This window comes from Streptomyces sp. NRRL B-3229 (genome assembly GCF_000719505.1).
Lineage (GTDB): Bacteria > Actinomycetota > Actinomycetes > Streptomycetales > Streptomycetaceae > Streptomyces > Streptomyces griseorubiginosus.
In genome coordinates this window covers 149,092-163,279 of record NZ_JOGP01000014.1, presented here as the reverse complement: position 1 = coordinate 163,279, position 14,188 = coordinate 149,092, and the positions used below count along the sequence as shown (strand labels likewise).

Annotated in this window: 10 protein-coding genes; 1 reads left to right on the top strand and 9 read right to left on the bottom strand. The window is 72.0% G+C overall.

Going from position 1 to position 14,188, the window contains the following annotated elements; translation table 11 throughout:
• Window positions 1-33 precede the first annotated feature (33 nt).
• From IF54_RS0123795 to IF54_RS0123780, 4 genes are all read right to left on the bottom strand, one after another.
• Window positions 34-1,611, bottom strand: a complete 1,578-nt coding sequence (locus IF54_RS0123795) for an NlpC/P60 family protein (protein WP_030321966.1) — start codon at window positions 1,609-1,611, stop codon at window positions 34-36.
• 138 nt (window positions 1,612-1,749) lie between these two features.
• Entirely contained in the window at window positions 1,750-2,805 is a 1,056-nt protein-coding gene (locus IF54_RS0123790; protein ID WP_030321963.1) for an NAD-dependent epimerase/dehydratase family protein, read from the bottom strand.
• 94 nt (window positions 2,806-2,899) lie between these two features.
• Window positions 2,900-3,943: a hypothetical protein gene (locus IF54_RS0123785; RefSeq protein ID WP_030321961.1), complete on the bottom strand. Its 1,044-nt coding sequence runs from the start codon at window positions 3,941-3,943 to the stop codon at window positions 2,900-2,902.
• A gap of 110 nt (window positions 3,944-4,053) precedes the next feature.
• The gene (locus IF54_RS0123780) at window positions 4,054-4,518 is read right to left on the bottom strand and encodes a hypothetical protein (RefSeq protein WP_234439043.1); all 465 of its coding nucleotides are present in this window, start codon (window positions 4,516-4,518) and stop codon (window positions 4,054-4,056) included.
• A 242-nt stretch (window positions 4,519-4,760) separates the two neighbouring features.
• Here IF54_RS0123780 and IF54_RS0123775 point away from each other — a divergent pair, with 242 nt between their 5' ends.
• A complete protein-coding gene (locus IF54_RS0123775; protein WP_030321958.1) occupies window positions 4,761-8,711 on the top strand; it encodes a helix-turn-helix domain-containing protein in 3,951 nt (1,316 codons plus the stop codon).
• A gap of 51 nt (window positions 8,712-8,762) precedes the next feature.
• Here the strand turns inward: IF54_RS0123775 and IF54_RS0123770 are convergent, their stop codons facing one another.
• The 5 genes from IF54_RS0123770 to IF54_RS0123750 are packed head-to-tail and all read right to left on the bottom strand — an operon-like array spanning window position 8,763 to window position 14,123.
• Window positions 8,763-10,016 carry a glucarate dehydratase family protein gene (locus IF54_RS0123770; RefSeq protein WP_030321956.1) on the bottom strand — a complete coding sequence of 418 codons (1,254 nt, stop codon included), beginning with the start codon at window positions 10,014-10,016 and terminating at the stop codon, window positions 8,763-8,765.
• Window positions 10,013-10,921 carry a 5-dehydro-4-deoxyglucarate dehydratase gene (locus IF54_RS0123765; protein WP_030321955.1) on the bottom strand — a complete coding sequence of 303 codons (909 nt, stop codon included), beginning with the start codon at window positions 10,919-10,921 and terminating at the stop codon, window positions 10,013-10,015. The genes IF54_RS0123770 and IF54_RS0123765 overlap by 4 nt, the downstream gene beginning before the upstream one ends.
• A gap of 24 nt (window positions 10,922-10,945) precedes the next feature.
• Window positions 10,946-11,890 (bottom strand): carbohydrate ABC transporter permease, encoded by a 945-nt coding sequence (locus IF54_RS0123760; protein ID WP_030321954.1) that lies wholly within the window; start codon window positions 11,888-11,890, stop codon window positions 10,946-10,948.
• The gene (locus IF54_RS0123755; protein ID WP_030321953.1) at window positions 11,887-12,792 is read right to left on the bottom strand and encodes a carbohydrate ABC transporter permease; all 906 of its coding nucleotides are present in this window, start codon (window positions 12,790-12,792) and stop codon (window positions 11,887-11,889) included. The genes IF54_RS0123760 and IF54_RS0123755 overlap by 4 nt, the downstream gene beginning before the upstream one ends.
• On the bottom strand, window positions 12,789-14,123 hold the full coding sequence (locus IF54_RS0123750) for a sugar ABC transporter substrate-binding protein (RefSeq protein ID WP_030321952.1): 1,335 nt from the start codon (window positions 14,121-14,123) through the stop codon (window positions 12,789-12,791). The genes IF54_RS0123755 and IF54_RS0123750 overlap by 4 nt, the downstream gene beginning before the upstream one ends.
• Between the last annotated feature and the right edge of the window lie 65 nt (window positions 14,124-14,188).

Below are 14,188 nucleotides of genomic sequence, written 5' to 3'. Positions count from 1 at the left end.
CGGCCCGCGCCACGCCTCACGACCAGGGGCGGGTCAGGCGGGGCGGATCGCGCTCCGGATGATCGACTCGCCGGTCGGGTAGATCGACTCCTCGCGGATCGAGGCCCCGGGGCCGGGCGCGTGGATCATCATGCCGTTGCCGGTGCACAGGCCCACGTGGCTGAAGTCGTCGTGGAAGAAGACCAGGTCACCGGGTTGCATCGCGTACAGCGGGACCGCCGTGCCGGTGCTCGCCTGACCGAGGGAGGTACGCGGGAGGGAGACACCCGCGACCCTCCAGGCGGCCTGCGTGAGACCGGCGTTGTCGTACGACCCCGGGCCCGCCGCACCCCAGACGCAGGGCTTGCCGATCTGGGACCGGGCGAAGGCGAGCACCTGGATGACCTTCGAGTCGTAACCGGGGTCCGCGGTGGGGAGCGAGGCGGGGGCGGCGCTCTGCGGCGGGGCCTGCCACTGCGGTTCGGGGGAGCGGGGGGAGGGGATACCGGGAGCCGGGGCGACCCCGGCGAGCGAGGTGCCGAGGTCGGTGGAGTAGTCGGCGAGCGGGGTGGGCTGGGGGGTGTAGCCGGGCAGCGGGACGGCGAACTGGCCGCTGCCGTTCGGGAGGGCGGTGCTGAACTGGCCGGTGCTGTCGGGGAGCGGGGCGGCGAACTGGCCGCTGCTGAACTGGCCGGTGCTGTCGGGGAGCGGGACGGTGAACTGGCCGCTGCCGTTCGGGAGGGCGGTGCTGAACTGGCCGGTGTCACCGGGGAGCGCGGTGCTGAACTGGCCCGTGGGCTCCGGGATTGCGGTGGCGGATGGCTGCGCCGGGTACTCCGGCAGGCCCGTGGTGAGTTGCCCGGTGTACTCGGGGAGCACGGTGCCGATCTGCCCTGTGTACTCGGGCAGACCCGTGGCGACCTGGGTGGCGTACTCCGGTGTCCCGGTGGGGAGTTGACCGCCGCCCTGCGTCCCGTACCCCGGGAGGCCCTGGCCGGTCTGCGTGCTGTACTCCGGGAACCCGGTCTCGAGCTGCGGGACGCTCACGGCAGGTATCTCACCGGTGCCGGTGAGCGGCTGGGGCGCCGGGTCCGGTGTCCACACGGGGGGCTGTTCCGGCGCGGGCGGAAGGGCGAGCATCGGCTTGGCGGTCAGCTCGGGCACGGGCTGTTCGACCGGCTTCGGCGCGCGTGCCGCGGGAGCCTCCGCGGGACGCTGACGACGCGTCTCGGCGGCGGGGGCGGGCAGCCGGTCGCCCGGCAGGGTCGCCTCGACGAACGGACCCAGCTTCGCGCGGCCCACGCCGTACCACTGCTTGGCGAGGGCTTCGAGAGCGGGCTCGCCCCCGGACCTGCGGCTGCCGCCGCTGGTCGAAGGGGTACGGCCGCGGGTGCTCGACGCCCTGGTCGCAGCCGCGCGGGTGGCGTTGTACGTGCCGGAGTCCGTCTCCGCGCGGTCGTAGAGGTTGGTGATCCGCCGGTCCACCTCGTCGCGGCTCGGCGCCTCGTCGGCCGCGGCGTTCCCGGTCTGGGAGAGAAGGGCCGCGGAGGCCATCGCGGCCGTCGCGAGTGCGGAGTTGCGCTTGGCCGGGAGGCTGAACCCTCCATTGCGCGAAGTTCGATCCGGCGCCATGAAAGATGTGCCCCTTCCGTCGTGCTGTTCGACGTAAACCTAACCAACTTGTGAGGCTCACGTGAAGATTGAAGTGTGAAAAGGGTGAGATGTAACTGTGACCTTCGTCGCGTGCGCCCGTTCCCGCAGGTGAGGGAGTCAGCGTCGGACGCGCTGTCGGCGCCAGGCATCGTAATGGTCGAGAACCGTCTCCTCCACCGGCCGGTAGACAAGGCCGAGTTCGGTCACGCTGCGGCTGTTGTCCACCTCGAAGCGGATGCCGAGATGCTTGCGGATGTAGTCCTGGGTGAGCCCGAACGCGGGGCCCAGGACCCGCACCGGCCAGTGCGGGAGCGCGGTCCGCGGAAGCCGCCGGTCGCGGGGGTACCGGGCGCGGATGACACGGGACATCTCGTGGAACGACGTCATGGTCCGGGCGGCCAGGATGTAACGGCCCTTCGCGTCGGGCTTCTCGGCGGCCGCGATGTGCGCGTCGGCCACGTCACGGACGTCGACCGTGGTGAAGCTGAAGTCCGGGGCGCCGTAGAAGAAGTAGCCCTTGAACAGCTCCTCCAGGAGGAAGAGGCTGCCGGACTCGGAGGCGGGGGTGAGGGAGGGGCCCAGGATCAGACCTGGGTTGACCGAGACCATCCGCCAGCGGCTCTGCGCGGCCTCCGCGTCCCACGCGGCGCGCTCGGCAACGGTCTTGGCGTAGTGGTACGGGTTGTTCTCCACCGTGCTGCTGGTGTTGAAGTACCGCTCCGACAGGATCCGCCCCTCCATGTCCCGTACGTCGGAGTAGTCGCCGAAGATCGCGCCGACCGTGGAGGTGAAAACCAGCCGTTCCACGGACGGCGTCCGCTCGATGCCGGCCAGGACGTTGCGCGTGCCGATCAGGGCCGGGTCGACCATGTCCTTGCGGCCGTCCTTGATCTTCTCCGGCATGAAGAAGGGTGAGGCGACGTGGAAGACCACCCGGCAGCCGGCCATGGCCGCGTCGAAGGAGCCCTCTTCGAGGAGGTCGGCCTCGAACAGGCTGAGTGCGCCGGGGAATTCGTCCTGCATGTCCCGCAACGGCCGCACCTTCGCCGGGTTCGCGAGGCTGCGCACGGTGGCGTGCACCTCGTAGCCGCGCTCCAGCAGCCGCCGCACCAGATGACTGCCGACGAACCCGCTGCCGCCGGTCACCAGGACCCTGCCCGACTCCGCACCCATGTCGCCGCTCCTCCGCCCGGGGATGACATTGAAGCACCGGGGGATCTTCCGCGGCAGGCGGTCCGTCACACCACCCGCAGGGCCACGGGTGTCCTCAGCGGTCGCCGTTCAGAACGCGGTCCGCGTTCGCCGTCCGGGTGCGGATGGCGTCCTTGGCGTGGGCGAGTTCCGGCCCCTTCGAGGCCATCATCCGCCGCTGGTAGGCGGTGTCCACGGTGAACCAGACGCCGATCACGTTGGTCTGCCGCTTGCACGCCACGTCCGCCTCGGCCAGGGCGATCTCCTGCCGGGTCGGCGCCGGGCCGGTGAACCGGGGGTCCTTGCCGGGAGCGTCGGTGGGGGCCGCGTAGGAGTATCCCCGCTTCCGCATACAGGCAGACCATGCGCGGAAGACCGCCCTGACGCGGGGGTCGGCGCGCGACTTCTGGTAGCTGACGATGTTGATCTCGTCGGCCAGCGGGTCGTTGCCGAGCGGACGGCCACCGGTCAGCCGGGCGGTCGCCCGTCCCTGACAGCCTCCCTCCGGTACCGCCCGGCCGTGATAACGGCTCGGGGCCGGTGTGCCGTCGGCGGTGCGTCCCGTCAGTACGGCCAGCGCGTCGGCGTCCGGTTGAGCGGCGGAGGACTCCTCGGTGGGCTGGGCGGCGGAGGACTCCTCGGTGGTCCGCTGCCGGGCGTCAGGAGCGAAGTGGTACCCGAGGCGGGCCGCGAGCGCGGGGTCCGTGATGCCATAGCGGCGATCCATGTTGGCCGCGTTCTTCATGCCGGGGGGCATGCCCCCGCTGTCGCCCGAGCCCGGACCGGGGTCGGGCCACGCGAAGCCGAACCGGCGCATGCAGGGGGCCACCAACTCCTGGCGGGCGCGCAGGATGGCGGACATCTGGCGGTTGGTGACCAGGTAGGGCTCGATCGGCAGCACCAGGGCCTTCACCCCGAGGATCACCGGGATGCCTGCCACCGGCGGAAACTCCTCGCCGACGTCGGTGCCCTGGTGTGTCGTGCCGTGCGCGGACTCGCGGGGCCGCGGGCTCGCGGCCCCGTCCGAGCAACCGGTGACGGCGACGAGACCGGCCAGGACGCCGAGGGTCGCAGCGGCGCGAACTCTCCTGCTGGCGACGGCTGTTGATGGTGCGCGCATGGACGTGCCCCTCCTTCGGGCGGGCAGACGGGAGTGGTGGGTCCGACGAGGACGGCCGGCCGCGGCGGGCCGGGGAGAGGTCTCCCCAGCCCGCCGCGGCGTGCACCGGGTCAGCCCACCAGCGTCCAGCTCAGCGAGGCGTTGTCGTTGCGCACCCCGACCTTCAACTGGCGTGCCTCGCCCGGGGAGAAGGTGTCCACAGCGCCCTGGTAGTTCTCGTTGTACCAAATGTGCGCGGCCCAGCGCTGGTCGTTGTTCCACGCCCGGTTGACGTTGTTCTTCACGCGCTGGCCGTAGCCGTCGACACCGCTGTTGAAGGTGTCCGCGGCGAAGTCCGGGGTGCCGCTGTAGTAGGCCCTCCAGGCGCTGTTGGCCGCGGTGCTGTAGTAGAGGTAGATGTTTCCGTCCCAGGCCGCCCTGGCGGGAGCGGCCGCGGCCTTGGCCGTGGCGGGCGCGGAGGTCTTGCGGAGCTGGTCCGACTTGGTCGGCGCGGCCGTGGCCGAGCCGACGCCGGTCAGCAGGAGCGCGGCGGTGGCCGACCCCGCCACAACGGCCGAAAGAGTACGCGTCCTCATGGTTCCCTCCCTGGAAGATCCTGTTCAGGAGCCGGCTCGGTGGCCGACCCGGGTTCCGAGCTTTCGGCCCAGGTCGTGGGCATGTCGAGATGTTTCCCGACGACCACCGTCAACGGGAAACAGGGAAACACCCGCCTCTGATCGCTGCCCGGGCCCCAACTGGCCCGCCTGTAGCGTGGAGTTGGGGCGGCGGTGCGAGACGTGACCGACGGGGGGACACGGGCCGCCGCGGGGGAGGTGGCGTGGTCGAGAACCCGCACACGACCGGGGACAGGACGGCGGACGGTGCGACCGGAGAAGGGGGTGGCGGTGGTGCGCCGCCTGACTTTCCCTCCGAGCTGAGACGGCTGCGACAGGAAAGAGGGCTGTCGCTCACCGCGCTCGCTCAGCGGGTGCACTACAGCAAGGGGTATCTCAGCAAGATCGAGAACGGTGCCAAGCCGGCCACGGCGGACGTCGGGCGCCGGTGCGACGAGGCGCTGCACGCGGGCGGCGCTCTCCTGCGGCTGCTGCCACAGGCCCCCGCCGGGGAGAGGTCAGGCCGGTCCGAGGGGCCGGAGCGGGAGTGCCCCTACCGTGGCCTGGCCGCCTTCACCGCACGGGACGCCCGCTGGTTCTTCGGGCGCGAACGGACGACCGCCGCACTGGTCGACCGGCTCTTCGAACGCGTGGGCCACGGACCGCTGTTGCTCGTGGCGCCCTCGGGAGCGGGCAAGTCCTCGCTGCTCAACGCCGGACTCGTGCCCGCCCTGCGGAACGGCGCGCTGCCGATGGCCGGGTCACGCGACTGGCCGGTCGTGGCCCTCACCCCGACGGCCCGCCCGCTCGACGAACTCCTGTCCCGCACCTCCGCGACACTGGGGCTGGACCTGGCTGTCACGGCCGCCGAACTCCGCGAGGACCCGTCCCGGCTCTCCACGGCGTTGGCGCGGGCACGGCACCGAGCCGCAGGTGAGGACCTGGCCCCGGCCGACCGTGAACCGCCGCCCAGCCGACTGGTGTTGCTGGTGGACCAGTTCGAGGAGGTCTTCACACTCTGCCCGGACGAGGGCGAACGGCGTGCCTTCATAAGGGCGTTGTGCGCCCTGTCGACGTCGGTTCAGAGGAAGGTCGCCGAGCCGGGCGTGGCTTCGTCCGCCGTGGTCATCGGCATGCGGGCCGACTTCACCGGTCGCTGCCTCGACCATCCCGAACTGGCCGCGGAGTTCGCCGCCGGGCTCTTCGTGCTGCGGCCGATGACCGTACGCGAACTGCGCGAGTCGATCACCCTCCCCGCCCGGCAGGCCGGCCTCGAACTCGCGCCCGGCCTCGTCCCCCTGCTGCTGCGGGACGTGGGACTGCGCTCGGATCCGACCGCCGCGCCACACCCATCGCACGCACCGCACGCACCGCACTCACCGCGGCCGGCGGACGGACCGCCCGACCACGACGAGTCCGCACCCGCCCCGCCCGGCGCCCTCCCCCTGCTCTCCCACGCGCTGCTGGCCACCTGGCAGCGCGGGGACGGGCGGACCCTGACCATCACGGACTACGAACTGAGCGGCGGTATCCAGGGTGCTGTCGCGAGGACCGCGGAGACCGGCTTCGCCCGCCTCTACCCCGCCGAACAGACCATGATCCGCCAGGCCCTTGTGCGACTGGTCCAGCTCGGTGACGGCAGCGAGGAGACCCGCCGCAGACTCGACCGCGCGGTGCTGCTGGACCAGCTCCCCGACCCCGCGGCCGCGGCCGCGGCCCTCGACGCCTTCGTCCGGGCCCGGCTGATCACCGTGGACCGGGACACCGTCGAGATCACCCACGAAGCGCTGCTGCACGTCTGGCCCAGACTGCGCGGCTGGATCCACGCGGACCGGGCCGGACTGCTCATCCGGCAGCAACTCGCCGACGCGGCGGCCGAATGGGAGCGCGAAGGGCGCGACCCCGCCCTGCTCTACCGGGGGCCCCGGCTCGCCACGGTCGCGGAGTGGTCACGGGAGGTCGCGGACCGGGCCGAACTCGGGCCGAGAGAGGCGGAGTTCTACGAGGCGAGCCGGTCCGAGGAACTCCGGAGGCAGCACGCCGACCGGCGCCAGGCGCGTCGGCAACGCCGCCTGCTGGCCGTGCTCGCGGCTCTGCTGGGCCTGGCCGTCACCGCCGGGGGACTCGCCTACCAGCAGCGGTCCGAGGCGCTGCGGCAGAGCCGGGTCACGCTCTCGCAGTCACTGGCCGTACGGTCCACCGCGATGGCGAGCGCCCAGCCGGAGGCCGCCCTGCTGCTCGCCGCCGAGGCCTACGCCACCGAACCGACCATGGAGGCCCGCGGCGCCCTGCTCAGCACCCAGGCGCAGTACTTCGCAGGCCGGTTGACCGGGCACGCGGGGCCCGTCAACGCCGTCGCCTTCGCTCCCGGCGGCGGTCTGCTGGCGAGCGGCAGCAGCGACGGGACGGTCAGGCTCTGGCGGACCGCCGAACGCCGGCAGACCGCGGTCCTGACCGCGCCCGGCAAAGTGCGCTCGGTGGCCTTCAGCCCCGACGGGCGCACGCTGGCCGCGGGGGTCGTGGGAGCGGCGGGCGGAACCGTGCGGGTGTGGGACGTTCCCGCGCGCCGGGTCGTCGCCACCCTCACCACCGACACCCCGGTGCGGGCCGTCGCCTACGCCCCCGACGGGCGGACCCTGGCCTCGGCGGACTCCGACGGCACGATCACCCTGTGGCGGGCCGGTGGTGCCCATGACCGGGTCGCCGTCTTCAGGGGGCACCGGGACGCCGTCAACGCCCTGGCCTACAGCCCCGACGGACGCACCCTCGCCTCGGGCGGCTCCGACCACACCGTGCGGCTGTGGGACACCGTCCGGCACCGGCCGCTGGCCGTTCTCGCCGGGCACTCGGCCGAGGTCCTGGGCGTGGCGTTCGCTCCCGACGGCCGCACGCTCGCCTCGGGCGGCGCCGATCGGGTCGTACGGCTGTGGGACCGCGCACGGCTGCGGAGCACCGCCGCGCTGACGGGTGCCAGCGACGATGTGAACGCGGTCGCCTTCACCCCTGACTCGACCACGGTGATCGGCGCGGCCGGGGACGGCGCGGTGCGCCTGTGGGACGTCCGCGGGCAGCGGATCACGACCGTCCTGTCGGGGCACACCGACTACGTCCTCGGGGTGGCGGCGGGGACCGGCGGCACGCTGCTGGCCACGGCCGGGTTCGACGAGTCCGTAGTGCTGTGGGACCTGAGCCGTTCGGCGCTGACGGCCCGGCCGTTCACGGAGGTCTGGCACGCCGCGTTCAGCCCGGACGGGCGGACCCTGGCCACCGCCGACGCGGATCACACGGTGCGCTTGTGGGACGTGGCCGGGCGTCGGGAGCTGGCGGTGCTGCGGGGGCATGCGGGCGCGGTGTTCTCGGTGGCCTTCGCCCCCGACGGACGCACCCTGGCCTCGGCCGGCTCCGGAGGCGCCGTCCGGTTGTGGGACGTGGCCGGGCGTCGGGAGCTGGCGGTGCTGCGGGGGCATGCGGGCGCGGTGTTCTCGGTGGCCTTCGCCCCCGACGGACGCACCCTCGCGTCCGCCGGCCTCGACGGCACGGTCCGCCTCTGGGACGTGGCCCGGGGCAAGCCGCTCGCCACCCTTCTCGGACACACCGACTTCGTGAACGCGGTGGCGTTCAGCCCCGACGGCCGTACCCTCGCGAGCGCGAGCGACGACCTGACCGTACGGCTGTGGGACGTGCCCCGCCGGCAGCCGCTCGCCACGCTCCGCGGACACACGGGCGCCGTACGCGCCGTGGCGTTCGCCCCGGACGGGCGCACGCTGGCCAGCAGCGGCAACGACGGCACCGTGCGGCTGTGGGACCCCGCGGGGCGCCGGGCCCTGGCCACGCTCACCGGGCACACCGGCTCGGTCCGCGGACTCGCCTTCGCCCCGGACGGGCGGACACTGGCCAGCAGCGGTCATGACGGCACCGTGCGCCTGTGGGACACACGGGCGCGAGAGCCGGTGGCCACGCTGACCGGTCATACCAACGCGGTGTGGGGCGTGGCCTTCGCCCCCGACGGCCGGACGCTCGCCAGCAGCGGTGTCGACGGCACGGTACGGCTGTGGAACCCCGACGTCCGCGACCGGGCCGCAGCGGTGTGCAGACTGACGCGCGCCCAGGAAGGCCCCCGCTGGCAGCAACTCGTCACGGACCTGCCCGTGGACCGCTGCCGGAAGGAGAACTGACCGGGAGAGGGGCGCCCGGAGCCACCCGGGCGCCCTTCCCACGGGGGCGACTCACCAGCGGGGCAGCCGGAGTTCGTAGTCGGGCCGGAAGCGGCGCATGTATCCGGTGTCGTCCCGGCTGCGCATCCCGGAGCCGACGTACAGGCGGTGCAGCCGCTCCAGGACCTCGTGGTCGAGCTCCACGCCGAGGCCGGGGCCGGTCGGGACCGTGACCTCGCCGTCGCGGAACTCCAGGACGCCCGGGCGGATCACGTCGTCGGCGTGGTTCCACGGGTAGTGCGTGTCGCAGGAGTGGTCGAGGTTCGGGATCGCCGCCGCCACATGGGTCATGGCGGCGAGGCTGATGCCGAGGTGCGAGTTGGAGTGCATCGACAGGGCCAGGCCGAACGCCTCGCAGACGGCGGCCAGTTCACGGGTGCGGCGCAGCCCGCCCCAGTAGTGGTGGTCCGTCAGCAGCACCTGGATGGCGTTCTGTTCGACCGCCGGCCTCAGATGCTCCCAGGCGACCACGCACATGTTGGTGCCCAACGGCATCGGCGCGTCCTTCGCCACCGCCGCCATCCCCTCGATGCCCTTGGTCGGGTCCTCCAAGTACTCCAGGACACCGTCGAGTTCACGCGCCACGTACCTCGACGTCTCCACCGTCCACGCCACGTTCGGGTCCAGCCGCAGCGGCTGTCCGGGGAACGCCTCCGCGAGCGCCCGGATCGCGGCGATCTCCTCGTCCGGAGGGAACACCCCGCCCTTCAGCTTGAAGGACCTGAAGCCGTACCGCTCCTGCATGAGCCGGGCCTGCTCGACGATGCCCGCCGGGTCCAGGGCCTCGCCCCACTCGTCCGCCACGGCGGCGCGGCCGTCGAGAGCGGGGTGCTCGGCCCACTTGTAGAAGAGGTACGCGGCGAACGGCACCGAGTCCCGGACCCGGCCGCCCAGCAGATCGCTGACCGGGCGGCCGAGCAGCTTGCCCTGCGCGTCGAGACAGGCCACCTCCACGGCCGAGGTGGTCCAGCCGCGCTCGTGCGAGGAGGGCACGGTCGGCAGCAGCGCGGCGTCGATCGCGGCCGAGACGGCAGTCGAGTCGAAGACGTCCATGCCCACGACGACCTTCGCCGCCGCCTCGAGCCGTTCCAGGCGGGCCACCCCGCCCGGGGACTCGCCCAGGCCCACCGTGCCGTCCTCCAGGACGAGTTGGAGGATGATCCGCAGGGCGAGCGGTTCGTGCACGCCGTTGGAGTTGAGCAGGGGCGGGTCCCGGAAGGCGATGGGAGTGACGATCAGTTCCTTGATGCGGGTCGGGTCGCTCATGCGCCGACCACCTCCAGTCCACGGTCGATGAGCTTCGCCAGCCGCGCGAGGTGCTCGGGGCCCGGATCGACGAGGGGTGCCCGTACGCCCCCCACGTCCAGGCCACGCAGGGCCACTCCCGACTTGACCAACGCCACGGCGTACCCCGGTACTTCGTCGCGGAGCCGGACGAAGGGGCCGTAGAACTCGTCGAGGAGCATGTCCACGAGCGGTCGGTCGCCCGCGGCGAGCGCCCGGTGGAAGGCGAGGGCGATCTCGGGCGCGAAGGCGAACACGGCGGAGGAGTACAGGGGGACGCCGATGCCCCGGTAGGCGGGCGCCGTCGTCTCCGCCGTCGGCAGGCCGTTGAAGAACTGGAAGTCCTCCGTGCCCGGCACGGCCCGCACCGCGCGCACGACGCGGTGCATGTGCTCGATGTCGCCGAGGCCGTCCTTGATGCCGGCCACCTTGGGCAGCGCGGCGATCTCGGCGGCAGTCTCCGCGCTGAGGCGGGCGGTGCCGCGCTGGTAGAAGATCACCGGGAGGTCGCTCGCGGCGGTGACCTCCTCGACGTAGCGCACCAGGCCCTGCTGCGGGGCCCTCACCAGGTACGGCGGGAGCAGCAGGACGCCGTCGGCGCCCGCGCGCGCCACGCGGGCGGCCTGGTCGCGGGCGACCGGTGCCGGGCCGCCCGCGGCGGCGAGTACCGGTACCCGGCCCGCGGTCGTCTCCACCGCGACCCGGGTCGCCCGCTCCACCTCGTCCGAGGTCAGGGCGTGGAACTCACCGGTGCCGCAGGCGACGAACACACCGCCCGCACCGGCCGCGACGCCGTTCTCGATGTGCCGGGCGAGGCGTTCCTCGTCCAGCGAGCCGTCCGCGGCGAACGGTGTCACCGGGAAGAACAGCACTCCTTGGAACTTCATGTCTCCCTCGTCATCACGGTGGTCTCAGCCCTTGGTGGCACCGGCGGCGATGCCGGTGACCAGCGAGCGCTGGAGGAGCAGATAGACGATCAGGCTGGGGATCAGGGCGATGACCGCACCGGCCAGCACCACACCCGAGCCGACCACGGGGTCGGTGCGCAGGGTGGCCAGGGCGACGGTGACCGTGTAGTCGGTGGGGTCCTTGGCGGCGATCAGGGGCAGCAGGTACTGGTCCCAGATCATGATGAAGCCGAGCACGCCGGCCACGCCCAGCGCGGGCCTGCACAGCGGCAGGACGATCTGCCACAGCATCCGCAGCTCGCCGACGCCGTCCAGGCGGGCCGCCTCCTCGATCTCGTCGGGGATGTCCCGCATGAACTCGGTCATCATCATCACCGAGAAGCCCCAGGCGCCCAGCGGCAGGATCACGCCCCACACCGTGCCCTTGAGGTCCAGATGCAGCACCGGCACGTCACCGAGGACCAGCGACAGCGGGATCGCGATGACCTCCTCGGGCAGCATCAGCGTCATCATGAACAACATCATGATCAGTGCCTGACCGCGGAACCTGTGCCGCGCCAGCGCGTACGCCGCCAGGGTGCACACGACGAGCTGGAGCAGCAGTCCGCCGCCCGCGATGACCAGCGAGTTGCCGAGGTAGTCCCACATGCCCTGGGCGGCCGCCACCTTGAAGTTCGACAGGGTCGTGCCGTGCGGCAGGAACGACAGCGAGGAGCCGCTGGGGTGGGTGGTGAAGGCGCCGGAGAAGATCGTCAGGAAGGGCGCCGCGAACACCGCGAGGGCGATCACACAGAGCAGGACGCGCAGGCCCCAGGCGAGCCCGGGCCGGTCGTCCCAGCCGAGCGCGGTGTCGAAGCGGGCCGGGGTGCTCCGGTGGCCCCGGGTGCCCCGGCCGGCCGGGGTGTCGGCGGCCGTGGGCCGGACGGAGTCGATGACGGGAGCGCTCATCGCGCTGCTCCCCTCTTGCGGAGGCGGTTGACCATGACGGTGAGCAGGAGCGTCACGCACAGCAGCACGACCGAGGCCGCCGAGGCGCCGCCGATGTCGTTGCGGGTGAAGCCCAGGGTGTAGGCCCGGGTCATCCACACCTCGGTCGACCCGGCGGGGCCGCCGCCGGTGAGGACGTAGACCTCGGTGAAGACACGCAGACCGCGGATGGTGGCGAGGGTGAGCACGATCATCAGCGCGGGACGGATCGCGGGGAGCGTCACGTACCGCAGCCGCTGCCACAGCGAGACGCCGTCCATCGCCGCCGCCTCGTACAGCGAGCGGTCCACGCCCGCTAGACCGGCCAGGAAGATCACCATGTTGTACGGGGCCCAGATCCAGATGCCCATCGCCATCGTCGAGTACAGCGCGATGTTCGGGTTGTCGAGGAACTGCACGGTGCCGAGCCCGAGGAAGTGCAGCCCGCTGTTGATCAGGCCGTCCGAGGTCGGGTAGTACATCAGCCGCCACAGCTCACCGACGACGGCGGTCGCGGTGACCGCGGGCAGGAACACGGCGGTCCGCAGGATCCTCAGCGAGCGGGCCTGACCCTCCAGCAGCAGCGCGAGGGCGAAGCCGGCCACGATCGCGCCGACCGACTGCCCGATCCCCAGGACCAGGGTGTGCCCGATGGCCTCCTGGAAGCGGTGGTCGGTGAGGACCCGGGTGTAATTGTCGAGGCCGATCCACCGGTCGCCGAGGAAGGGCCGCACGTCGAAGAAGCTGAGCCAGATGCCCTTGGCCATCGGCCAGAACTTGAAGACGAGCGCGAGCAGCAGACCCGGGGCCAGGAACAGCCAGGGGACGACGGCCTTCTTGCTGAGGGCCCTGCGCGCTGTGAGGGCGGGTACGGTCGCTGTCATTTCAGCAGGTCCTGGTCCTTGAGGTCACCGGCGAGGGTGTCGTTCAGTTCCTTGAGCTGGGAGCGGACGTCACCGCCGCAGTACGTGAAGATCGAGTTGAGGGCGTCGGCGGTGTCCTGCTTGATGGGCGCGAAGTCCGGCGCGTTCGGGAACTGCTCGGAGGCGGTCTCGTAGGCCTTCTGCACGACGCTCCAGCGGGGGTCGTGCCGCACCTCGGCCGCGTCCAGGGTCGAGTTGACCGGGATGCGGACGACCGGCTGGTGGCCGTCGACGCTGGTCATGGCGATCCGCTGGCCCTCCGGCGAGACCAGGAACGCGGCCAGTGCCAGCTCCTGCCGGTCCTTGCCGGTCCTCGCGCCGAGGTAGACGTTCTCGCCGTCGGCCAGCACATCGCCGCCGGCCGGGCCCGCGGGGGCGGGGACGACCTCGTACGTCTTCCTGCCGGGCGTGGTGTCGTAGGTGGTGATGTTGTACGGCCCGGTCAGGTACATCCCGGCGTTGCCGTCCTGGAAGTTGGTGGCGGTGCCCGTGACGGCGGTGATCGCGCCGGGCTGGACGATCCCCTTGGCGCCGCAGAAGAGGTTGTCCTTCATCCACGTCACGGTGTCGACGGCGGCGGCCGAGTCCATGGCGGGGGAGTACTTGCCCTTGCCGTCCGGCTTGATGATCTGCGCGCCGCCCTGCCACAGGAAACTCGAACCCCACATGGCCGCGTAGCCGTTCTGGGCGCTGGCCGGGGCGACGATGCCGTAGGTGTCGGCCCTGCCGTCGCCGTCGGGGTCCTCGGTGGCGAAGGCCTTCGCGACCGAGAGCATCTCCTGCCAGGTCGTGGGCGCCTTGAGCCCCAGCTTCTTCAGCCAGTCCTTGCGGATCATGAGGGTCTGGGCCTGACGGGAGTACGGGATGCCGTAGTGCTTCCCGTCGACGCCCACCGTGGAGGACCAGGACTTGGCGGTGATCTGGTCGCCACCCGCGAGCGCGTGCGGATCGATCGGCTTGAGCAGCCCCTGGCTCTGGTAACTGCCCATCAGGGCCGTGTCGTTGATCATCACGTCCGGCAGGTCCTTGGTGGACGCCCGGCTCTGGAGCTGCTGGTCGAAGGTGATGACCGGCTGGTAGTCGATCCTGATGCCGGTCTTCTTCGTGAAGGCGGCGAAGACCCGGTCGTAGGTGGCGGCGTCGTCCGGATTGCTCCGGGTCCACACTTCCAATGTGTTCGGATCGCTGCTGCCCGCGGCGTCGGAGCCGGAGCCACAGGCGGCCGTTCCGAACATCAGTCCCGCGACGGTGGCAGCCGCGGCCAGGCGGCGTCGTCGTCGGCGATCGCCCATGGACACTCTCCGCTCAGTTCATATCCGTGAACGTCCTTCACGGATCTAAATGATCGGCCAAGCTA